A 20,686-nucleotide genomic window follows, 5' to 3' on the forward strand; every position below is an offset into this window, starting at 1 on the left:
GGCCCTGGGCGCCTGGATTGGTGCTGGGCCGCGAACCGGGGATGCTGAAATCGGGCCGGGCCTGCGCGATCAGCGCAGCCGGAGCGAGCGCCAGCAGCAGTGCCAAGGCACCGGCGGCTTGCATTATCCCCCCAGACTTGTTCATTTTCTTGTCCGATAGCTGCGCGAATGCGGGTCGATAGTCCCACTTGGCTTTAATAGGAAGTGAACCTTCGCGTTCCAACCGCTGACTTGTGCATTTGTCGCGATCGGGGCATGGCGCGTTGCATGGCAGACACACTTCATCTGGGACAGCAGAGCGCGCTTCCCGCCTCGCCGGATAAGGCCGTGCTCGATTACGTGCCCAACCCGCGCCCAACTGCACTCTATCTTGCCCGATTTGCCGTGCCCGAATTTACCTCGCTGTGCCCCGTAACCGGCCAGCCCGATTTTGCGCATCTGGTGATTGATTATGCGCCGGGCAAAACGATCGTGGAATCCAAAAGCCTCAAGCTGTTCCTGGGCTCGTTTCGCAATCATGCCGGGTTTCACGAGGATATGACCGTGGGGATCGGCCAGCGCCTGGTGGATGAGATGCAGCCCCGCTGGCTGCGGATCGGCGGCTACTGGTACCCGCGCGGCGGGATGCCGATCGATGTGTTCTGGCAAAGCGGGCCCGCGCCAGACGGGCTGTGGGTGCCCGATCAGGGTGTGGCCAGCTATCGTGGGCGGGGTTAGTTAGGTGTTGGCACTAAAGCCGTAGCCGCGCGATCAGCGCATCGACATCGGCTGCATCGTGATAGACTGCAAAGCCGATCCGCAGCACATCGCCGCGCAGGTCAGCCACCACTCCGGCCCTGGTCAAGGCATCGTAAATCGCGGGGGCGGTTTCACCCTGCAACGCCAGAAAGCGGGCATCGGCGCCGCTGATGCATTGCAGGCCGGGCAGCGGATTGGCGGCCAGAAATCGGGCCTTAAGGCCGTTACAATGGGTTGAAATCGCGGCAGTGGTAAGGCCTTCATCGGCCAGCATCCGCCGGACCGCATTGAACCGGAAAAGCCCCGTGGCATCGAATGTGCTGCCCAGAAACCGGCGTCCATCGGGGGCAAAGCCAATCCCGCCTTGCTGCGCAGCCAGATCATCAAAGGCCGCGTACCAGCCGGTTATTTCGGGGCGCGGACCAAAGCCGGGCGGGGCATGCATAAAGCAAACACCTTCGCCGGCCATCGCGTATTTGTAGCCGCCGGCAAGATAGAAAACCCGGCTCGCCACCGCTGAAAGATCAGTCGGAATGGCCATGAAGCCATGATAACCATCGATCACCACCCACGGGCCATCGGGCCGGGCAAGTGCGGCCAGACGATCGATCGCGTCCAGCGCGCGGCCGGAATTGAACTGGACCTGGCTGGTGAAGATCAGATCAAACCCGCCGACTTCAGCCGTTTCAACCAGCCGGTCGAGCGGCACCGTGACCAGATCAATTCGCCCTGCTTCGGCCCAGCGCAATGATTGGCGGCGGAACGAATGAAACTCTCCATCGCTGGCCAGCACGCGGGGGCGCTGAACCGGCAGTGCGGAAAAAATCCGCACCACAAAATCGTGGGTGTTGGGCGAAAAGGCGATCGTTGCCGGATCGGGCAGCACCAGTTCGCGGGCGATGTGGCGCTGCGCTTCGGGAACGACCTCGGCAAAAATCCGTTCCCACTTGTGATCGGCTAGCACCGCTGCGTCTTCCCAAGCCTGCATCTGCCCGGCAAAGCTGGCATCAGGCCACAGATGATGGCTGTGCGCGGCAAAGTGCAGCCGGCCCGGTGCGGCCCCCAGCGCGCGGCTGAACAGGCGCTTGAAGCTCACAGTGTGGTCCTCAGGCTCCACAGTTCAGGGAACGCCCGCTTGCCCAGTGTCGATTGCAGATAGGCCACTCCGGCCGTACCGCCGGTGCCCATTTTGGCGCCGATCACACGCTCTACGGTCAGCACGTGCTTGTGCCGCCAGACCGCCATGGCATCATCGATATCGATCAGCTTTTCAGCCAGCTGATACAGTTCCCAATAGCGTTCGGGCTGTTGATATACGATCAGGAAAGCGGCCTCTACGCCGTCGTCTGCCTTATAAGGCAGGGTCACGTCGCGGGTTAGCACTGCATTGGGAATCGGAAGGCCGGCGCGAGCGGCGGCGCGGATCGCTTCATCCCACATGCTGGGTGCGCCAAGCGCGGCTTCCATCGCCGAACGGGCCTGGGGGCGATCATCCTGATAGGCCAGAAAGCGCGGATCCTTCAGCCCCAGCATATATTCGATCGTGCGGAACTGGTCAGACTGGAACCCGCTGGATGGGCCTAGCACATCGCGGAACCGGGTATAGTCGCTTGGGGTCATTGTGCTGAGCACGTCCCAGCTGAGCGTCAGCACCGCCTGGATCCGGCTGACCCGCGCCAGCGCCTTGTAGGCATGGATCAGCTGATCGGCCTGAACCTGCGAAACGGCCAGCTTCAGCTCGCGGATCGCCTGTTTCAGCCACAGCTCCTTCGATTGATGGATCACGATGAACAGCATCTCATCATCGCAATCGGAACGCGGCTGCTGGCAAGCAAGCAGCGCGTCCAGATCAAGGTAGCGGGCGTAGGTCATGGGCGCGGAATCAGTCATCCCGCGACCATGGCAAAACTGGTTTCATTTGCAAGTAAATGCAGGACTGGGGTTTGTTTCAGTTAGTCTGAAACCGCACAACACCGGCCCACTCCCCCTCCCGGCCACCCATAGGTTGCCCAAAAATTGGGTGGCCGGGAGGGGGAGTGGGCCGGTGTTGCGTCCACGTAAGTGGAACAGACTTTAAAACGCAGCCTTGGCTTCGCTCTCACCCAGCATCGATTGGCGCACCAGCGGGATTGGCGGGCCACCATAGCTCAGGAACGTGTCGTGAAAGTCCTTCCACGCGGCCCGATCACCGCGGCTGGCAGTCCAATCGGTGCGCAGCTTGCGGATCATCAGCTTGCCAAGTGTATAGTTGAGGTAGGCCGGATCATAGGTGCCGCGCGCTGCCTGCTGTTCGGCGGTGCCTTCATCCTGGAAACATTCGGCCATGAACAATTGCTTGGATTGTTCCTGCGTCATCTTTCCGGTGTGCAGGCCAATCGCTGAAAGGTAGCGACAATTGCGCAGCAGTGCGTTGGAAAGCTGGCCGATGTGTGTCTCTGGATCGCCTGCGCCGTATCCGGCCTCCCACATCATTTCCTCGCTATAATGCGCCCAGCCTTCGGCAAAGGCATAGCCAACGAACAACCGCCCGAACATCGACGGGCTGCGATTGGCGTGAACGAATTGCAGGAAGTGGCCCGGCATCACTTCGTGAACACTGGTGAACAGCAGGTCCTTCTTGCCCGGAATATAGGCCCGCTGCTTTTCCGCTGGCCACGAAGGATCGGGCGCGGCGATATAGTAGATAGACGGGATACCCTTTTCGAACGGCCCTGGCGGATCGATATAGGCCCCGTTCTGCGCGTTGTAGGGCGGGCTTTGGCGGACCAGCGCCTGTTCCGTGCCTGGTATCGAAACGATGTTCTGGGCTTTGACGAAAGCGGTCAGTTCAGGGATCTGGCGGGTTGCCTCGGCCACGGCGCCGCCTTCGGGAAGGTTGGCGTTAAGCTTCACCATGCAGTACTGAACGCTTTTGCCGGGGGCGAACTTGTCGCACTCTTGCTTGAGCGCCGCCTGATTGCGGGCCATATCGGCGCGCCCGGCTCTTTCCAGTTCAGCCAGCGGTACGTCCACGGCTTCGCTTGCGCTCAGCATCCGGGCGAATTTGGCTTCGCCCAGCATGAAGTCCTGGGTCGCGTCTTTCTCTTGCCCCCCCAGCCACGCAGTCAGCCCCGCCATCGCGGCAGACGCTTTGCTGGCAGCATCGGCAAGCTGCTTTTGCAGATCTGGGTCTTTGACATCGGCGAAAGCCTTGATCATGTCGCCGCCATAAAATTCGGCATAGCCACCAAACGCGCTTGATCCGAATTTGATGAAGCTGGCGGGAAGCGGGCCCTTGAGATTGGCCTGAGCCTGCTGCGCGGCACCTGGAACACCTTGCAGAAACGCGATCAGGGCTTTGAGCCGGGTTGGCCGATCGGCATATTCGCGGGCAAGATAGACATTGGGATCGAAGTTGCCGACATACCAGGCCGGGTTCTTGTGCGGCTGGTCCGCTTCCTCCAGCCAGAACAGCTGCCCTTCGGCGGCTTTGACCATGTAATCGCGCGTAAAACGGTCCTTGTCCGACAGGCCTTCATAGGCCTTGGCCGAAGCAATCACCCCGCGCAGAAAATCGCCGCGCGCTTTCAGCCCGGCGTCAGACCAATCGGCCCATTTGCCATCAAACTGATGCGCGCCCTGATAAACCGCAAAATAGGGATCATGCTTCAGCCAGCCATCAATGGTGCTTTGGGTGAAAGCGGAAAATTCCAGCTTGGGCGTGGCCGGTTTGCATCCGGCAATCGCGGTTGCAGCTAGCAGTGCCAGCATGGCGGGGCGGAATTTCATCGGTGCTCTCCCAATCGGTGTCCCAGCAGAACAGTCTGGGCCTGTGTCCCCAGAGCGGCAATCCAAATCCGACAAACAGCCTTATCTGGCCCACATAGAGCGGCGTGCGGTATATCTGACCCACCGTGACGGAGCCGATTTTGGTTCGTGGGGAGGCGCGAGGAGTGAGCGATGCCGTAGCATCGTGATCGACAAGCAACGCTCCCACGGGCCAAAATCGGCCCGCCCTTCGGACTGCTCCTCCCCACGGAACTTCCCAGAGCAATCACGGTGGATCAGATATACCGCACGCCGCTCTTGCGTCAGCGCGTTCCAAGACCGCGCGCGATGATCCCGCGCAGGATCTCGCGCGTGCCCCCGCGCAAAGACCAGCTGGGGGCATTGTGGACGATATTGGCCAGCACCCCGGCATAGGCTTTTTGGCTGCGCGGATCGGCTTCGGCATCGATCAGCGTACGGGCCACATCGGGCAGCACCTGTTCCCACACTGCGCCAACATCCTTGACGATCGCGGCCTGCAATCCGGCGTCCTGCTTGTTTTGCAGCATTCCTGCAACAGAGCGTGACAGCCGCCGCAGCACCGCAAGCTGTCCGGTCAATCGGCCCAGCGTGATCAGCGCGGCATCGCTATCCTTGCCCTGCAACATCGCGATCAATTGATACATCAGCTCGATTGAGGAGAGGAACCGTTCCGGGCCCGATCGTTCAAAAGCCAGCTCGCTCATCACCTGGTTCCAGCCATCGCCTTCCTGGCCCAGCAGGTTGCCCGCCGGAACGGCGGCATCCTCAAAATGCATTTCGTTGAAGTGATGCTGCCCAGCCAGATCGATGATCGGCTTGATCGTCAGGCCGGGGGTATTTTTCAGATCGATCAGCAGCTGACTGGTTCCGGCGTGGCGGTCTGCGGGGGTGCCGCTGGTCCGGCAGAACAGGATCACATAGTCCGCCTCGTGGGCAAAGCTGGTCCAGACTTTGGTGCCGGTGACGCGATAAAGATCGCCATCACGCACCGCCTTGGTCCGGGTGGCGGCAAGGTCTGATCCGGAATCGGGTTCGCTCATTCCGATCCCGAAGGCCAGTTCGCCTTTGGCGATCCGCGGCAGGATCGTTTCTTTTTGAGCATCGGTGCCGAACTTGATGATCGAGGGCCCGCTTTGCCGATCGGCGATCCAGTGCGCCCCCACCGGGGCGCCAAAGGCAAGCGATTCCTCAACTATTACCGCACGCTCGAATGCGCTGCGTTCATGTCCGCCATACTGCTTGGGCCAGGTCATGCCAAGGTATCCGGCCTGGCCCATCGCGAGTGAAAATTCACGGCTGAAGCCGTACCAGTTATCGCTGCGCTGGCGCGGGGTGCGGTGGCCCAATTGCTGGTCCAGGAACGCGCGGAACTCTGATCGCAGCGCGATTACGGCGTCGGTATCGACGGGCGGGGCGGGGAAAGGAATAGCGCTCATAATTGTGTCACCATCGGCCAGTAGCCGGCCTCTCCTGCATCAAGCGCGGCCTGGCCCAGCAGCTTTGCCCATGAAACCTGCCCGCCAAATTCGTCGCGCCAGGTCCACAGACTGGTGGTGTAAAGGTGCAGGCGGTGTTCGCGGGTAAATCCGATTGCGCCGTGCATCTGGGTTGCAATGGCTGCCCCGTTTCCGGCTGCTTCGCGCGCGCGCAACGATCCTGCAGCCACCCCGCGCAGATCGCCGCGCGCCAGTGCTTCGCCGGCCAGATCGGCGGCGGCGGTGGCGCAGGCCAGCTCGCCGGCCAGCTTGGCCAATTCGTGCTGGACCACCTGAAACTTCTGCAATGCCTTGCCGAATTGCACCCGGGTGCTGGTATGATCCAGCGTAAGATCAAGGCAGGCTTCAAGCGCGCCAGCGATCTGGAAAGCACGAACGGTCGCGCCTGCGGCCAACGGGCAATAGGGCAGGGCAGCGCTCGCATCGACCGTCCAGTCGATCATCAGCGAAGGACGCGGATGGAAATTGAGCGCGGTGCCAGGTTCGGCCAGCGCCCAGCCAGAGCGCGGAATGCGGTAAAGCGTTTCGCCGACGGCAAGCGCCAGGCAATCAAGATTTTCGCCCCAGGATACGCGTTCGGCCCTGCCAAAAAGCCGGACGCCATCCACATTGATATCATCGCCGCGGGCCAGACCAGCCGGCCCCTCGGCCAGCGGCAGACCGGCGTTGGCAAGCAGCTGGTTTGCGGCCATGGTCTCGGCCACGGGCAGCGGCATCGCATGCCGGCCCAGCAGGCGCAGCGCCTCGCCCGCTTCGGCAAAGCTCAACCCAAACCCGCCTTGCACTTCGGTTAGCAAGGCCAACGGCAGCCCCATTTCTTCAACCTCTGACCACAGCTGCGGCAACCATTCGCCGCTGCGGGCTTGGGCCTGAGCGGTATCGTCAAGGTTCCGGTCCAGCAGACGTTCGATCATTTCGGCAAGCATGGTGGCGCGCGCATCCTTGTTCTGGTCTGGTGCCGGCTAGAGGATTCGAACCCCTGGCCCCCTGATTACAAATCAGGTGCTCTACCAACTGAGCTAAGCCGGCCCATTTTCAAACCTGACCCTTGGTGTCGGTTTGCCTTTGCGTCAGAGCGCGGGAAAGGTCCAGCCCCTAACGCCAGCGCAACCGTTCGGGATTGAATTGATTGATCCGCGTAACCCCCATCAGCTTCATCGCGCGCTCAATCTCTTCCTTCAGGATCATCAGCGCTCGTTCTACCCCGTCCTGCCCGGCAGCGGCCAGCGCATACAGATAGAGCCGCCCGCCCGATGCCGCAGAGGCCCCGGCGCAGAGGCTCTTGAGCACATGGGTGCCGCGCCGCACCCCGCCATCGCAGATGATCTCGATCCGGCCGTCCACCGCAGCGACAATCTCGGGCAACTGATCGAACGGCGCGCGGCTGCCATCAAGCTGGCGGCCGCCGTGATTCGAGATCATTATCGCATCGATCCCCATATCGGCCGCGCGCACGGCATCGGCGGCGCTCATCACGCCTTTCAGCGCGAACTTGCCGCCCCAATCGGCGCGGATCTGCTCAACCATTTTCCAGTCCATCGACTGGTCAAGCATTTCGGAGAAATACTTCTGGATCGAAACCGATTGGGCGGTGCCTTCACGCACATGGGTATCAAGATTGGGCAGCGAAAACCTCTCACGCAAGAGATAGTCCAGCGCCCAGCGTGGCTTCAGCGCATAGGACAGCGCCGATCTGGCAGTGAATTTGGGCGGCGAAGAGAATCCTGAGCGCAGACAGCGTTCGCGCTTGCCGCCAACAATAGTGTCCACTGTCAACACGATCGCATCGAACTTGGCCGCCTTGCAGCGTTCAATCATGCTGGCATTGAGCGCCTTGTCCTTGTGAACATAGAGCTGAAACATCTTGGGTCCGCTGGTCAGCGCCGCGATCTCCTCAATGCTGACCGTGGCCAGGCTTGAAATCCCGCACCACAGGCCAAATTTGTCTGCGGCGCGCGCCACTGCGCGTTCGCCTTGCCAGTGAAACACGCGCTGCAAGGCGGTGGGGGACAGCACCAGCGGCAGCGCGCTTTGCCGGCCCAGGATCGTGCAACTGGTATCAATCGTTTCAACCCCGGCGAGCACATCGGGCACCAGATCGGCGCGATCATAGGCCTGGGTGTTGCGGACCTTGGTCAGTTCATCGTCAGCCGCGCCGTCGATATAGTCAAACACCGGCCAGGGCAGACGCTGCTTTGCCAGCCGCCGGAAATCATCGATATTGTGGCAATCGGTAAGGCGCATCAGCGCCGGAGATCGGAAAAAGTATCGCAGCTATCTTCGTTGCCGGTTTCCATGCCCCGGCGCAGCCACTGTGTGCGCTGTTCGCTGGTGCCGTGGGTAAATGCCTCGGGCGATGCGCGGCGGCCGGCATTCTGCATCAGCGTATCATCGCCGATCGCATGCGCTGCGTTCAATCCGCTTTCCATGTCGCCTGGTTCCAGCCGGTCCTTGTTCTTCGCGGCCCAGACCCCGGCATAGCAATCGGCCTGCAATTCCAACCGCACCGAAAGTTCGTTGGCGCGGCGCGGATTTTGGGCCTGAAGGCTGCGGACCTGATCCGACATGCCCAGCAGTTTCTGGAGATGATGGCCATATTCGTGCGCGATCACGTAATCGCGCGCAAACGGGCCGCTGGCGCCCAATTCGCGGTCCATCTGGCTGAAGAAATCGGTATCGAGGTAGATCCCGCCATCTTCCGGGCAGTAGAACGGCCCCATCGCGCTTTGCGCTGCGCCGCAGCCTGAATTACCGTTCTGCGAATAGAACACCAGTTTTGGATCGATGAAGCGAATGTTGGCGGCCGCAAACAGCGGCTGCCAGGTTTTGTTGAGCGAGGTAAGCGCATCGCAGCTTTGCTTGCTGCCGGCATCGATCCGGCAACTGGTCGTCTCATCGGTGCCGCCAACCACACCAGATTGTTCTTGCGGTTGGGCCTGTTCAAGCCCGCCGATCAACTGCCCCGGATCAACCCCCAGCACCATCGATGCGATCATCACGATCACCAATGTGCCGCAGCCCATTTGTCCACCGCGGCCCATCGGAAATCCCCGGCCGCCGCTGCCGCGCTGATCTTCAACCTTGATGGCATCGGGATCGAAATCGTCCAGGCGCATGAATTGGCTCCCCAATGGCTGGACAGATTGTCTGCCCACCGTATGGCGGCCAGCTATAGCGCATTTGCGCAACGGGTGGAGTCGATTATGTTTCTTCAGGGCAAACGCGCACTGGTAACCGGTTCAACTTCGGGAATCGGGCTGGCCGTGGCCCGCGCGTTGCGCGCCGAAGGGGCTGAGGTTGTGCTTTCGGGCTTTGGCGAGGCTGCGGTGATCGCCGGGCTGCGCGAAGAACTGGGCGCGGTTCATATTCCCGCCGATCTATCGCGGCGCGAAGGGGTGGAAGCGCTGATGGCCGGGGCCGGTGCAATCGACATACTGGTCAACAATGCCGGGGTTCAGCATGTGGCTCCGGTGGAAGAGTTTCCGGTTGAAAAGTGGGATATGATCCTCTCGCTCAATCTGACCGCCGCGTTCGATGCCTGCCGCCTGGCGATCCCGCATATGAAGGCGGCGGGCTGGGGCCGGATCATCAACACCGCTAGTGCCCACGCGCTAACTGCATCGCCATACAAATCGGCCTATGTTGCGGCCAAGCACGGGCTTTCAGGCCTGACCAAGACCCTGGCGCTGGAACTGGCGACGCACAACATAACGGCCAATTGCATCTGCCCCGGCTATGTCTGGACCCCGCTGGTCGAAGGCCAGATTCCCGATACCATGGCGGCGCGCGGGCTTACCCGCGATCAGGTTATCAATGATGTGATGTTGGTGCGGCAGCCCACCCGCAAGTTCGTTCAGCCTTCGGACATCGGCGAAATGGCTGTGTTCCTGTGCCGTGACGCTGCAGCCAATATCACCGGAACCAACATCAGCATGGATGGCGGCTGGACCGCCGAATAGCGCGTGCAGCGTGGCCAACTTGCCACGTCAGATGGTTGAACCACCGTTTACCGCGTTCGCTGCTTGCAGGCGCGCGTGTTTTGGTGTGTGTCCGCCGGGATGAAGTGTCTTGCATCAGCGATGAAACGATTGGCGGTGCTGCTGGTTGCGGCCGCGCTGTTGCTTGATCCGCTGGCGGCTGCATCGCGCCAGGAACGGGCCGCAGCCGAGCTTAGATTGCAGCTGATGGCCCATATCACCGAACTGGCCAGCGATGCCTATGGTGGGCGCGAACCGGGGACCGACGGCGAAACCAAGACGCTGCGCTATATCGGCAAACAGTTTTTCGACATGGGGCTGGTTTCGGGCACCAACGATCCGGGACACCCCTGGTTTACCCCCGTTACCCTGCTGGGGCGCGAGCCGGCGACCAGCCGGGCGGTGTTCGCCCGCAAGGGCCGGCGGGTTTTCGTGTTGCAGCAGGACGTCCAGGTTTACACCTCGGGCAAGCGCGCGCTGGTTGAAAATGCGCCGATCGTATTTGTCGGAACCGGCAAGATCGTTCCCTCGCGGGCCGATCTGGCAGGGCGGGTGGCATTGCTGCTGGATAACGGGATTGAGAATTCGGACCGTCAGAACGCACTGATCCAGGCCGGGGCGGCGGGTGTCCTGACTGTGCTTGATGGAACGCGAACGCTTGAAAACGTCACCGCCCGGCGCCAGCGTCAGGGCTATGCGCTGGCCAATGAGGAACTGGGCGGCGATATCGACGGGTTCATTGCCGCCAAGGCGCTGGATGGGGTACTGGCCGGGAACAAGCTCTCGGTAAAAAGCCTCCAGACGAGCGCCGCTGCCCCCAATTTTGTGTTCATGCCGATTGATCTGGTGATCTCGCTTGAAGCCACCACCCGCGAAACCAAAATCCGCAGCCATAACTTCATCGGCAAATTGCCGGGCAAACGCCCTTCGCAAGGCGCGGTACTGCTGGTGGCGCATTGGGACCATTTTGGCACTTGTGCGCAGCCACCGGCCGAACACCTGATCTGCAACGGCGCGATAGACAATGCCAGCGGGCTGGCGGTGATGATCGAAGTGGCACGGCGCCTGGCCAAAGGGCCGCAGATGGACCGCGATGTCTATTTTCTGGCGACCACGGCGGAAGAATTGGGCTTGCTGGGGGCCCGGGCATTTGCCGAAAACCCGCCGATCCCGCTGAGCCAATTTGTGGCCGCGTTCAATATAGACAGCGTGGCACTGGCACCGGCTGGTCAACCCTTTGCAATTGTCGGACGGGGGATGACACCGCTTGATGCGCAGATCGCGCTAGTCGCCAAGCAGCAGAAAAAGAAGCTGGTCCAGGATGATCGCGCCAATGCCTTTGCCCGCCGCCAGGACGGCTGGGAGCTGTTGCAACACGATGTCCCGGCGGTAATGGTATCAAGCTCGTGGGGGGATTTTGCCCGGGTAGAGGCCTTTATGGACAGCGATTATCACCGCCCCAGCGATATCGTGAAGCCCGATCTTGAACTGGGCGGGGCGGCCGATGACGTTGAATTTCTGACCGCGCTGGTGCGCTGGTTTGCCGATCCCAAGAAGGTGCCATACCGGCCCAAAATTTAGCCAATCCTGTAAGGCCTAGCCCTTTTGCCACAGTGCGGTTACATGGGCCGCCACGAATCGCACCCCAACCCAGAGGCACTGTGGCAACTATCGAAATCCCGCTTGGTCTGACTTTTGACGATGTTTTGCTGCGTCCGGCCGAATCCGAAGTGCTGCCTTCAATGGCAGACACCCGCACCCATCTGACGCGCGACATCGCGCTCAACATCCCGGTCATCTCATCGGCGATGGATACCGTGACCGAAGCTGACATGGCGATTGTCATGGCGCAATTGGGCGGCATCGGGGTGCTCCACCGCAATCTGACGGTTGAGGAACAGTGCGCTGCGGTGCGCGCGGTCAAGCGGTTTGAAAGCGGGATGGTGATCAATCCGATCACTATTTCACCCGAAGCGACGCTGGGCGAAGCCCGCGCGCTGATGGAAGCCAATCGGATTTCCGGAATTCCGGTGGTTGAGGCCGGCGGCAAGCTGGTTGGCATCCTGACCAACCGTGACGTTCGATTTGCCGCCAATCCCGCGCAGCCGGTGCGCGAACTGATGACCCACGAAAACCTTGCCACGGTCCGCACCGGGGTGAGCGAGGATGAGGCGCGGCGTTTGCTGCATGCCCGCCGGATCGAAAAGCTGCTGGTGGTTGACGATCAATTCCACTGCACCGGGCTGATTACAGTCAAGGATATCGAAAAAGCGGTCAATTATCCCGATGCGACCAAGGACGCTGCCGGGCGACTGCGCGTTGCCGCTGCCACCACTGTGGGTGATAAGGGCTTTGAACGCACCGAAGCGCTGCTGGCAGCCGAATGCGATGTGGTGATTATCGATACTGCGCATGGCCACAACAAGGACGTTGCCCGCGCAGTTGAACGGGTCAAGAAACTATCCAATTCGGCGCAAGTGATCGCCGGAAATGTTGCCACCTATGAAGCGACCCGCGCGCTAATCGATGCCGGGGCGGATGCCGTGAAAGTGGGGATCGGGCCTGGCTCTATCTGCACCACCCGCGTGGTTGCCGGCGTTGGCGTGCCGCAGCTGACCGCGATCATGGATGCGGCACGCGCGGCCAAGGATAGCGGCGTGCCGATCATCGCCGATGGGGGTCTGCGCACATCAGGCGATGCAGCCAAGGCGCTGGCCGGCGGGGCTTCGACGATCATGGTTGGATCGATGCTGGCCGGAACCGAAGAGGCGCCGGGCGAGACGTTCCTGTATCAGGGCCGCGTCTATAAAAGCTATCGCGGCATGGGCTCGGTCGGCGCAATGGGCCGGGGCAGTGCAGACCGCTATTTCCAGGGCGATATCAAGGACCAGATGAAGCTGGTGCCCGAAGGGATCGAAGGCCAGGTGCCGTACAAAGGCCCGGCCAAGGACGTGGTTCACCAACTGGTCGGCGGGATCAAGGCAGCGATGGGATATACCGGCAGCGCCACGATCGAACAGCTTCAGGAGCGCGGCCAATTTGTGCGGATTACGGGTGCGGGCCTTAAGGAAAGCCACGTCCATGACGTGACGATCACCCGCGAGGCCCCGAACTACAAGTTGTGACGCCTGCTGCGCGCGTTCAATCGGCAATCGAGATCCTCGATCTGGTTATCACGGCTGCCACCAGCGGCGGGGCCAGTGCAGACAAGATCGTTGCCGATTGGTTTCGCAGCCACCGTTTTGCCGGCAGCAAGGATCGCCGCGCGGTGCGCGAGCTGGTATTTGCCGCAATCCGCAGCTGCGGGCCGATCCCGGCCAGCGGCAGGGCGGCGATGCTGCGATTGGCTCAGGCCGATCCAGCGCTACCCGCGCTGTTCGATGGATCGCACCACGGGCCGCAGCCGATTGGGCTGGATGAGCCGATCGGGCTGGGCGGAACTGCGCCGCAGTGGCTTGAAGCCCGGCTGATCGAAAGCGCGATTGATCCGGCAGACTGGCCCGCGATGCTGGAACGTGCGCCGCTCGACATTCGGCTCAACCCTTTGCGCGGAAGTGCCGAACTGCCACAATCTGGCGAACCGCTGCATAGCCCGCTGGGCCTGCGCTATCCCCCCGGAACACCGGTGGAGCAATGGGATGCGTTCAAGGCCGGGCAGATCGAGGTGCAGGATGCCGGATCGCAGCTGGCCGGGCATGCGGTGGCAGCTTTGCCCGGCGAAACGGTGGTTGATCTGTGCGCTGGGGCAGGAGGAAAGTCGCTGGCACTGGCCGCAGCGATGGACAACCGTGGGCGCCTGATCGCCTGCGATATTGATCGGGCCCGGCTATCAAGGCTGGCCCCGCGCGCTGACCGCGCCGGGGTGATAATTATCGAACAGCGACTGCTCAATCCCGGGCGTGAAAGCGAAGCACTGGCCGATCTGGCCGGGCAGGCCGATGCGGTATTGGTTGATGCGCCGTGTTCGGGCACCGGCACCTGGCGGCGCAATCCTGAAGCGCGCTGGCGGTTGAATAGCAAGGAACTGGAGCGGCTGACCGCGATCCAGGCGCGGCTGCTTGATCTGGCGGCAGCGCTGGTCAAGCCCGGCGGGCGGCTGAATTATGTTACTTGCTCGGTGCTGGATGATGAAGGCGCCAACCAGGCCCGGCAGTTCCTGGCAAGGCATCCTGATTGGCGCGCGGTGCCGCTTGATCTGCCGGCCGGGACCCCCCGTGAGCCTGGCCTGCGCCTGTCACCAGCGCACGATGCAACCGACGGATTTTTCATCGCACGTTTTGTTTCGCCGTGATAACAGATCGGCAAATGGTATCGCTCAAGGAGCAGATAATGCGTTATACTCCCGCTGCGCTTGCGCTTGCGCTGCTTGTCGCTGTTTCGGCCAGTACCAGTTATTCGGCACCGCCAATGCCGCTTGATCCGCGGGCTGCAACGCTCGTTCAGGCTGGACGAACGGCCATGGCCGCAGGCAATGTCGATGATGCAATCAGCGATTTTGAGGCCGCGCTGGCGATCCAGCCCGGCCATGTCGCGATCTTGCTCAATCTGGCCGATGCCACGCGCCAGCAGGGAATGCTGGGCAAGGCCCTGCATTACTACCGGGTCGCGCTGGCGATTGACCCCAATAACCAGTATGCCTTGGCCGGTGAAGGCGCGGCGCTGGTTGAAAAAGGCGCGGTTGAAAAAGCCCGGCGCAATTATGATCGGCTGGTCCAGCTGTGCGGGAATGACAAGTGTGCCCCGGCCAAACAGCTTGCTGCCGCCATTGCAAAAGGTCCGCCGCCACCGGTTGTGACCGCCGCGCAGGTAGAGCCAAAAGCCGAGGTTTCCTCTGCCCAGGTTGAAGCGAAGCCCGTCGTTACGCCGAACTAGGATCGCAACCGCCCGGACTTGATCCGGGTCGGCGGTTCAAATCAGATCCCTGAACTCATCCAGCACTGCGCGGTAAACGCGCTTTTTGAACGGCACGATCAGATCGGGCAGCTCGTCGGGGTTCGACCATTGCCAGTGGCTGAATTCGGGCGGATCGTGCCGGGCCAGATGAATATCGGCATCCTCGCCAGAAAAGCGCGCCAGAAACCAGTGCTGGCGTTGCCCGCGATAGCGGCCCTTCCACAGCTTGCCGATCAGATAATCGGGCAGATCATAGAGCAGTTCTTCGGCGGTCTGCGCGATCAGGGTAACGTGGCGTTCTTCCACCCCGGTTTCTTCCCACAGCTCGCGCAGCGCAGCATCGCGCAGATCTTCGCCTTCATCCACCCCGCCTTGGGGCATTTGCCAATAGACCCCGCCTTCGTCAGGTTGGCCGCGGGTATCGATCCGGCGGCCAACAAAGGCCATGCCGGTGGAATTCACCATCATGATGCCCACGCAAGGGCGATAGGGGAGATTGGCAAGGTCGGTCATGTCGCCCCTTAAGCCGAATTCTTCTCCAACATCAACTTCATCGCCGCCATAATCGTTTCCACGTCCTTCTGGGCGCTGGGCAAGGCCTTGCGGGTGGAGGAGAAATCGTGGGTCAGCCCGGGGAAGTGCAGGAACAGTGTATCGACCCCGGCATCGACCAGCTTGGCGGCGATCCGCCGGCCCTGGTCCTGCAGCGGATCGAGTCCGGGGGTGGCAACGATCGAGGGGCACATGCCTTGTGCGCTGGCGTGCAGCGGGAAGGCGCGCGGATTGCCGCTTTCGGGCAGGTACAACGAATAGAACCAGTCCATCGCCAATTTGGTCAGCAGGTGTCCTTCGGCAAATGTTTCCATCGATCCATCCTGCGATTCGTCGGTTGCCGGATAGAGCAGCACTTGCAACAGCATCGGCGCGGCAGCCGGTGTGGTGCAAAGCGCACGGGCCGTGACCGTCGCTAGATTTCCGCCAGCACTGCCGCCGATCGTGGCAAGGCCCGTGACTGTGCGGCCCAGCTCGGCCGGGCTTGCGGCCAGCCAGCGCGCCACAGCCTCGCAATCATCGGGCGCCGCGGGAAACGGATGTTCGGGGGCCTTGCGATAATTGACCGCCAAAACCGGCAGGTCGAGCACGTGCGACAGTTCGGTGCACAGCGAATTGTGCGAATCAAGATCACCGATCACGAAGCCACCGCCATGGAAAAACAGAATCACCGGGCTGGGATCACGGCTTTCGCGCACATCATAGAACCGCACCGGGATATCGCCGGCGGGGCCGGGGCAGGCCAGGTTCTTGATCACTGCCATTGGCCTGGGATCGGCCTCGGTCATGGCTTTCAGGCCCAGATAGCCGGCGCGTTGCTCTTCGGGCACCAGCGCTTCGGGGGCGGGCAAACTGTTTACCAGCGCGAGAAAGCCCTGCACATCATCGCGGATGAAGGGTGTGCCATCAGTCATGCATGAATCCTCTCAAGCCTGTTTAATCGACAGGTTAAATTGCCAATTGCCACTTGACTAGCCGCCTTCGCGCTTCTCTTGTCGATTGCGTTTGGGCGCTGTGGAGAAAATCTTCATTGCGCCTGTCCAATTGAGGCGACAGTGGCGGCGCATACCGCCGCCCGCAAGGATAGAGCATGGCCACCCAGACCGCCGAAGCAAACGTTTCCACCCTGAATCACCCCGAAGCCGTAGTAGTCCGTTTTGCCGGCGATAGCGGCGATGGCATGCAGCTGACCGGCGGGCAATTTACCCTCTCCAGCGCGCTGGCCGGCAACGATTTTGCCACATTCCCCGATTTCCCGGCGGAAATCCGCGCGCCGCAGGGCACACTGTTTGGCGTATCTGCGTTCCAGATCAATTTCGGCTCGACTGCGATCGACACCGCTGGTGATGCCCCGGACGTGCTGGTGGCGATGAACCCGGCGGCGCTGAAAACCAATGTCGGCATGCTCAAGCCCGGCGGGCTGATCATTGCCGATACGGGTGAGTTCACCAAGCGCAACCTTGATAAGGCGCACTACGAAGTCAGCCCGATTGAGGATGGCAGCCTGGCCAAATGGCAGGTGCTGGCCTTCGATATCTCGGCACTGACGGTAGAGGCGGTGAAGCCCTTCGGCCTTGGCAACAAGGATGCGCTGCGCTGCAAAAACATGTGGACGTTGGGCCTTGCGCTGTGGATGTTCGATCGCGACCGGGCCCCGCTGACCGAATGGCTGACCAATAAGTTCAGGAAGAACCCGGTACTGGCAGAGGCCAACATTGCCGCGCTTAATGCCGGGCATGCCTATGGTGAAACGGCTGAGCTGGGCGGGCAGTTGCACAAGCAGCATATCGATAAAGTGGAAACGCCGCCCGGTCTTTACCGGACCATCACCGGCGCAGAAGCCGTGGCGATGGGGCTGGTGGCAGGCGCGCAGCTGGCGCATCTGCCGATGTTCTTTGGTGGTTATCCGATCACGCCAGCCAGCTCGATCCTGCACTATCTGGTGGGGATGAAGGAATTTGGGGTCACCACCTTTCAGGCTGAGGATGAGATCGCCGCAATCGCCTCTGCGATTGGGGCCTCGTATGCTGGCAGCCTTGGGGTCACCTCAAGCTCTGGCCCGGGCATCGCGCTCAAAGGTGAGGCGATGGGGCTGGCCGTGATGACCGAGCTGCCGCTGGTGATCGTCAATTCGCAGCGCGGCGGGCCATCAACCGGGCTGCCTACCAAAACTGAGCAATCGGATCTCTATCAGGCGCTCTATGGCCGCAACGGCGATACCCCGATCCCGGTGATCGCAGCCTGTAGTCCAGGCGATGCGTTTGATTGCGCGATTGAGGCGGTGCGGATCGCGACCCAATATATGACCCCGGTGATCCTGCTGACCGATGGCTATATCGCCAACGCGGCCGAACCATGGGCGGTGCCAGATGTGGCCAGCTATGCTCCGTTCCCGGCCACATTTCTTGCGCAGCGCAACGGCCCCAATGGCACACTGCTGCCCTATGCCCGCGATGAAAAGGGTGCGCGGCCGTGGATCAAGCCGGGCACACCTGGCCTCACCCACCGGATCGGCGGGATCGAGAAGAACCCCGGCACCGGCAACCTGGATTACAGCGCCGCTGCGCACCAGACGATGACCGATGCCCGCAAAGCCAAGATCGATGGCGTGGCAAACAGCATTCCCGCGCAGGAAGTGACGCTGGGCGAAGCTGGCGGTAAGCTCGCCGTGGTTGGCTGGGGCAGCACCTATGGCCCGATCCACCAAGCGGTTGGCCGGGCACGGGCCAAGGGGTTGGACGTTTCACACATCCACGTTCGCCACATCTGGCCGTTGCCACAGAACCTGGGCGATCTGCTGCGCGGTTACGACAAGGTGCTGGTGCCAGAAATGAACACCGGCCAGTTCAAAACTGTGCTGCGCGATCAGTTTCTGGTCGATGCCCGGCCGCTCAACAAGGTTAGCGGGCAGCCGTTTACGATTGCCGAGCTTGAAGCAGCGATTGAAGGGGCGGTGGGGTGATTGCTCCTTCCGCCTCTCCCCTTATCCGTCATCCTGAACTTGTTTCAGGATCCATTTCGCCGTTCAGGCCGGAGCGCGGTGTGGCAAGCGGCTTATCGGCATGGTCGGTTGCGTCACACACCTCTGCCCGGGCCGAGGAATGGACCCTGAAACAAGTTCAGGGTGACGAACACGGCTTGGATATCCAGAACTAGGATTGTTGCCCATGAACGCCATTTCCACCATCACCACTACCCTCAAGGACTGGGAATCGGATCAGGAAGTCCGCTGGTGCCCGGGCTGCGGGGACTATGCGATTCTCAAGGCGGTGCAGCGCACTCTGCCTGAATTGGGCGCAGACCCGGCCAATACCGTGTTCGTCAGCGGGATCGGCTGTTCCAGCCGGTTTCCGTATTACGTCGAGAGCTATGGCTTCCACACCATCCATGGCCGCGCGCCAGCGGTGGCGACGGGGATCAAGCTGGCCAATCCGCAGCTTGATATCTGGCTGGTAACGGGTGACGGCGACGGGATGAGCATCGGCGGCAACCACACGATGCACCTGCTGCGCCGCAACCTCAATTGCCAGGTGTTGCTGTTCAACAATGAGATCTATGGCCTGACCAAAGGCCAGTATTCGCCCACCAGCCGGCAAGGCACCACCAGCCCAACCACTCCGATGGGCTCGGTCGATCGCCCGGCCAGCCCATGTGCCTTTGCGCTGGGCGCGGGCGCGCGGTTCATCGCGCGCGGGTTTGACGTATCGAAGAACCTGCCCGAAGTGCTGAAGGCCGCCTACAAGCATCAGGGCGCGGCATTCGTAGAGATCTTCCAGAACTGCATCGTCTATAACAAGGATGTGTTCGATGCCTTCGCCGCGCCCAAGGGTGCCGAGGATCATCAGCTGTGGTTGCAGAATGGCGAACCGATGGTGTTCGCAAAAGGTACGCAGGGCATTGCCCTTGATGTCGAAAATCTGACGCTGAAAGTCGTCGATGTGGTCGATGGTGATTGGAAAGGTGCGGGCGTGATCGTCCACGATGTGACCAATCGTTCGATTGCGCACATGCTGGTTGAAATGCCGTTCGGGCCATTCCCGATGGCGCTGGGGGTGATCTATGACGATCCCCGCCCGACTTTTGAACAATCGCTGCTGGGCCAGGACGCCAAGATGCGCGAAGGTAAATCGGCCGATCTGGGCAAGCTGCTGGCCAAGGGGCAGACCTGGACGGTGGAGCCCGCAGAAGGGCATCCGGCCTAGGCTGCTGCGCTCACGCGAAGCCGTGATGATGCATCGCCTTTGCGTTTTGGCGTGAGTCGAAAATGGACAACCTGACCCATTCCCTGATCGGTGCCGCACTTGGCCAGGCCGGGTTGAAGCGCAAGACGGGGCTGGCCATGCCAGCGCTGATTCTGGCTGCAAATCTGCCAGATGTAGATGCGCCTTGTGCTGTGTTCGGGATTGAATCGCTAGCCATGCGGCGCGGGCTAAGCCATGGGCCGATCGCGCTGCTGGTGCTACCGGCGGTGCTTGCTGCAATCATCTGGTGGTTCGATAAATGGCAAGCCGGGCGGGGCAAGCGGCCCGAGGCGCGGTTGCCGGTGCGGTTCGGCTGGTTGTTGGCGCTGTGCTATCTGGGCGCCTTCAGCCACCCGCTGTTTGACTGGTTCAACAACTACGGCATCCGCTTGCTTGAGCCGTTCTCGCACCAGTGGTTCTATGGCGATACGCTGTTCATCATCGATGTGTGGATCATTGCCGGGCTGGGCTGGGCGGTGTGGTTTTCGCTGCGGCGTGAACGGGCCGGGCGGGGCTGGCGCTGGCCCGCGATCACCGCATTGGCGGGGCTGGCGGGCTATGTTGCGCTAAATCTGGCGATCACCGCCGGCGCGCTGCTGACCCTGGCGCTGAACAACAAGGGGCGGCTTCCGCCGGGGATGCCATCGCGCGATCTGGCAATCGCCGTGCCGCGCCCGGTGCTGTTCTGGGAGCGCGATCTTTTGATCGGACGGCACAATGATTGGCACCTGATTCCGGCCGAAAAGGTTCCCAGTCCGCGTAATGCAGAGGCTTTGACATTGGCACGCTGCGCTTGGCCTGATGTTGAACGGATCAAGGCCGCACGGCCCGATCTGGCCGCCTTCCTGTTCTGGTCACGCGCGCCGTTTGTAGAACGTCAGGGCCAAGGGATCGTGTTTCGCGATGCCCGGTTCTATGATCCGCGCGTGCGTGACAGGTTTTCCGTGACCGTGTCCGAAGAGCCATGTCGACCTGTGTTGCCCGGCCAGTAATGCCAGCG

Annotated in this window: 18 protein-coding genes and 1 tRNA gene; 9 read left to right on the forward strand and 10 right to left on the reverse strand. The window is 61.6% G+C overall.

The features are described from left to right. Positions 1-267 precede the first annotated feature (267 nt). On the forward strand, positions 268-717 hold the full coding sequence (queF, locus tag ABL914_RS09000) for a preQ(1) synthase (protein WP_391562849.1): 450 nt from the start codon (positions 268-270) through the stop codon (positions 715-717). 13 nt (positions 718-730) lie between these two features. On the opposite strand, the gene ABL914_RS09005 is transcribed toward queF, so the two are convergent. The 8 genes from ABL914_RS09005 to ABL914_RS09040 form a co-directional block, all read right to left on the reverse strand. Next, positions 731-1,834: a class V aminotransferase gene (locus ABL914_RS09005; RefSeq protein WP_391562850.1), complete on the reverse strand. Its 1,104-nt coding sequence runs from the start codon at positions 1,832-1,834 to the stop codon at positions 731-733. Further along, complete coding sequence (locus ABL914_RS09010) at positions 1,831-2,610, reverse strand: tryptophan 2,3-dioxygenase (protein WP_391562851.1); 780 nt, start codon at positions 2,608-2,610, stop codon at positions 1,831-1,833. Before ABL914_RS09010 ends, ABL914_RS09005 begins: the two co-directional genes overlap by 4 nt. A gap of 201 nt (positions 2,611-2,811) precedes the next feature. Then, complete coding sequence (locus tag ABL914_RS09015; protein ID WP_391562852.1) at positions 2,812-4,506, reverse strand: DUF885 domain-containing protein; 1,695 nt, start codon at positions 4,504-4,506, stop codon at positions 2,812-2,814. A 302-nt stretch (positions 4,507-4,808) separates the two neighbouring features. Further along, positions 4,809-5,963 (reverse strand): acyl-CoA dehydrogenase family protein, encoded by a 1,155-nt coding sequence (locus tag ABL914_RS09020; RefSeq protein ID WP_391562853.1) that lies wholly within the window; start codon positions 5,961-5,963, stop codon positions 4,809-4,811. Beyond that, entirely contained in the window at positions 5,960-6,949 is a 990-nt protein-coding gene (locus ABL914_RS09025) for an acyl-CoA dehydrogenase family protein (protein WP_391562854.1), read from the reverse strand. The genes ABL914_RS09020 and ABL914_RS09025 overlap by 4 nt, the downstream gene beginning before the upstream one ends. A gap of 27 nt (positions 6,950-6,976) precedes the next feature. Then, positions 6,977-7,052 (reverse strand) — tRNA-Thr (locus ABL914_RS09030). A 66-nt stretch (positions 7,053-7,118) separates the two neighbouring features. Further along, complete coding sequence (locus ABL914_RS09035; protein WP_391562855.1) at positions 7,119-8,267, reverse strand: alpha-hydroxy acid oxidase; 1,149 nt, start codon at positions 8,265-8,267, stop codon at positions 7,119-7,121. Next, positions 8,267-9,139: a neutral zinc metallopeptidase gene (locus tag ABL914_RS09040; protein ID WP_391562856.1), complete on the reverse strand. Its 873-nt coding sequence runs from the start codon at positions 9,137-9,139 to the stop codon at positions 8,267-8,269. Before ABL914_RS09040 ends, ABL914_RS09035 begins: the two co-directional genes overlap by 1 nt. An 87-nt stretch (positions 9,140-9,226) precedes the next feature. Here ABL914_RS09040 and ABL914_RS09045 point away from each other — a divergent pair, with 87 nt between their 5' ends. The 5 genes from ABL914_RS09045 (at position 9,227) to ABL914_RS09065 (ending at position 14,872) form a co-directional block, all read left to right on the forward strand. Then, complete coding sequence (locus ABL914_RS09045) at positions 9,227-9,982, forward strand: 3-hydroxybutyrate dehydrogenase (protein ID WP_391562879.1); 756 nt, start codon at positions 9,227-9,229, stop codon at positions 9,980-9,982. A 120-nt stretch (positions 9,983-10,102) separates the two neighbouring features. Further along, positions 10,103-11,581: a M28 family metallopeptidase gene (locus ABL914_RS09050; protein WP_391562857.1), complete on the forward strand. Its 1,479-nt coding sequence runs from the start codon at positions 10,103-10,105 to the stop codon at positions 11,579-11,581. Positions 11,582-11,670: 89 nt separating this feature from the next. Beyond that, positions 11,671-13,125 (forward strand): IMP dehydrogenase, encoded by a 1,455-nt coding sequence (guaB, locus tag ABL914_RS09055; protein WP_391562880.1) that lies wholly within the window; start codon positions 11,671-11,673, stop codon positions 13,123-13,125. Continuing rightward, positions 13,122-14,291, forward strand: coding sequence for an RsmB/NOP family class I SAM-dependent RNA methyltransferase (locus ABL914_RS09060; RefSeq protein WP_391562858.1), 1,170 nt, complete (start codon positions 13,122-13,124; stop codon positions 14,289-14,291). Before guaB ends, ABL914_RS09060 begins: the two co-directional genes overlap by 4 nt. A 38-nt stretch (positions 14,292-14,329) precedes the next feature. Next, positions 14,330-14,872 carry a tetratricopeptide repeat protein gene (locus ABL914_RS09065; protein ID WP_391562859.1) on the forward strand — a complete coding sequence of 181 codons (543 nt, stop codon included), beginning with the start codon at positions 14,330-14,332 and terminating at the stop codon, positions 14,870-14,872. A 36-nt stretch (positions 14,873-14,908) separates the two neighbouring features. Here the strand turns inward: ABL914_RS09065 and ABL914_RS09070 are convergent, their stop codons facing one another. Both ABL914_RS09070 and ABL914_RS09075 read right to left on the reverse strand, forming a co-directional pair. Beyond that, on the reverse strand, positions 14,909-15,406 hold the full coding sequence (locus ABL914_RS09070) for an RNA pyrophosphohydrolase (RefSeq protein ID WP_391562860.1): 498 nt from the start codon (positions 15,404-15,406) through the stop codon (positions 14,909-14,911). A gap of 8 nt (positions 15,407-15,414) precedes the next feature. Further along, the gene (locus tag ABL914_RS09075; RefSeq protein ID WP_391562861.1) at positions 15,415-16,359 is read right to left on the reverse strand and encodes an alpha/beta hydrolase; all 945 of its coding nucleotides are present in this window, start codon (positions 16,357-16,359) and stop codon (positions 15,415-15,417) included. 176 nt (positions 16,360-16,535) lie between these two features. On the opposite strand from ABL914_RS09075, the gene ABL914_RS09080 reads away from it, so the two are divergent. The 3 genes from ABL914_RS09080 (at position 16,536) to ABL914_RS09090 (ending at position 20,678) form a co-directional block, all read left to right on the forward strand. Continuing rightward, positions 16,536-18,407, forward strand: a complete 1,872-nt coding sequence (locus tag ABL914_RS09080; RefSeq protein WP_391562862.1) for a 2-oxoacid:acceptor oxidoreductase subunit alpha — start codon at positions 16,536-16,538, stop codon at positions 18,405-18,407. Positions 18,408-18,612: 205 nt separating this feature from the next. Next, entirely contained in the window at positions 18,613-19,647 is a 1,035-nt protein-coding gene (locus ABL914_RS09085) for a 2-oxoacid:ferredoxin oxidoreductase subunit beta (protein ID WP_391562863.1), read from the forward strand. 62 nt (positions 19,648-19,709) lie between these two features. Further along, on the forward strand, positions 19,710-20,678 hold the full coding sequence (locus ABL914_RS09090; protein WP_391562864.1) for a metal-dependent hydrolase: 969 nt from the start codon (positions 19,710-19,712) through the stop codon (positions 20,676-20,678). Positions 20,679-20,686: the final 8 nt, after the last annotated feature.

This window comes from Novosphingobium sp. (assembly GCF_040079535.1).
In the GTDB taxonomy this organism is placed as follows: domain Bacteria; phylum Pseudomonadota; class Alphaproteobacteria; order Sphingomonadales; family Sphingomonadaceae; genus Novosphingobium.

Excerpts from the sequence above, each read along its gene's own strand:
- queF (WP_391562849.1), top strand. The coding sequence starts at position 268 with ATGGCAGACACACTTCATCTGGGACAGCAGAGCGCGCTTCCCGCCTCG.
- ABL914_RS09010 (WP_391562851.1), bottom strand. The coding sequence starts at position 2,610 with ATGACCTACGCCCGCTACCTTGATCTGGACGCGCTGCTTGCTTGCCAG.
- ABL914_RS09015 (WP_391562852.1), bottom strand. The coding sequence starts at position 4,506 with ATGAAATTCCGCCCCGCCATGCTGGCACTGCTAGCTGCAACCGCGATT.
- ABL914_RS09020 (WP_391562853.1), bottom strand. The coding sequence starts at position 5,963 with ATGAGCGCTATTCCTTTCCCCGCCCCGCCCGTCGATACCGACGCCGTA.
- ABL914_RS09025 (WP_391562854.1), bottom strand. The coding sequence starts at position 6,949 with ATGCTTGCCGAAATGATCGAACGTCTGCTGGACCGGAACCTTGACGAT.
- ABL914_RS09035 (WP_391562855.1), bottom strand. The coding sequence starts at position 8,267 with ATGCGCCTTACCGATTGCCACAATATCGATGATTTCCGGCGGCTGGCA.
- ABL914_RS09040 (WP_391562856.1), bottom strand. The coding sequence starts at position 9,139 with ATGCGCCTGGACGATTTCGATCCCGATGCCATCAAGGTTGAAGATCAG.
- ABL914_RS09045 (WP_391562879.1), top strand. The coding sequence starts at position 9,227 with ATGTTTCTTCAGGGCAAACGCGCACTGGTAACCGGTTCAACTTCGGGA.
- ABL914_RS09050 (WP_391562857.1), top strand. The coding sequence starts at position 10,103 with ATGAAACGATTGGCGGTGCTGCTGGTTGCGGCCGCGCTGTTGCTTGAT.
- ABL914_RS09065 (WP_391562859.1), top strand. The coding sequence starts at position 14,330 with ATGCGTTATACTCCCGCTGCGCTTGCGCTTGCGCTGCTTGTCGCTGTT.
- ABL914_RS09070 (WP_391562860.1), bottom strand. The coding sequence starts at position 15,406 with ATGACCGACCTTGCCAATCTCCCCTATCGCCCTTGCGTGGGCATCATG.
- ABL914_RS09075 (WP_391562861.1), bottom strand. The coding sequence starts at position 16,359 with ATGACTGATGGCACACCCTTCATCCGCGATGATGTGCAGGGCTTTCTC.
- ABL914_RS09080 (WP_391562862.1), top strand. The coding sequence starts at position 16,536 with ATGGCCACCCAGACCGCCGAAGCAAACGTTTCCACCCTGAATCACCCC.
- ABL914_RS09085 (WP_391562863.1), top strand. The coding sequence starts at position 18,613 with ATGAACGCCATTTCCACCATCACCACTACCCTCAAGGACTGGGAATCG.
- ABL914_RS09090 (WP_391562864.1), top strand. The coding sequence starts at position 19,710 with ATGGACAACCTGACCCATTCCCTGATCGGTGCCGCACTTGGCCAGGCC.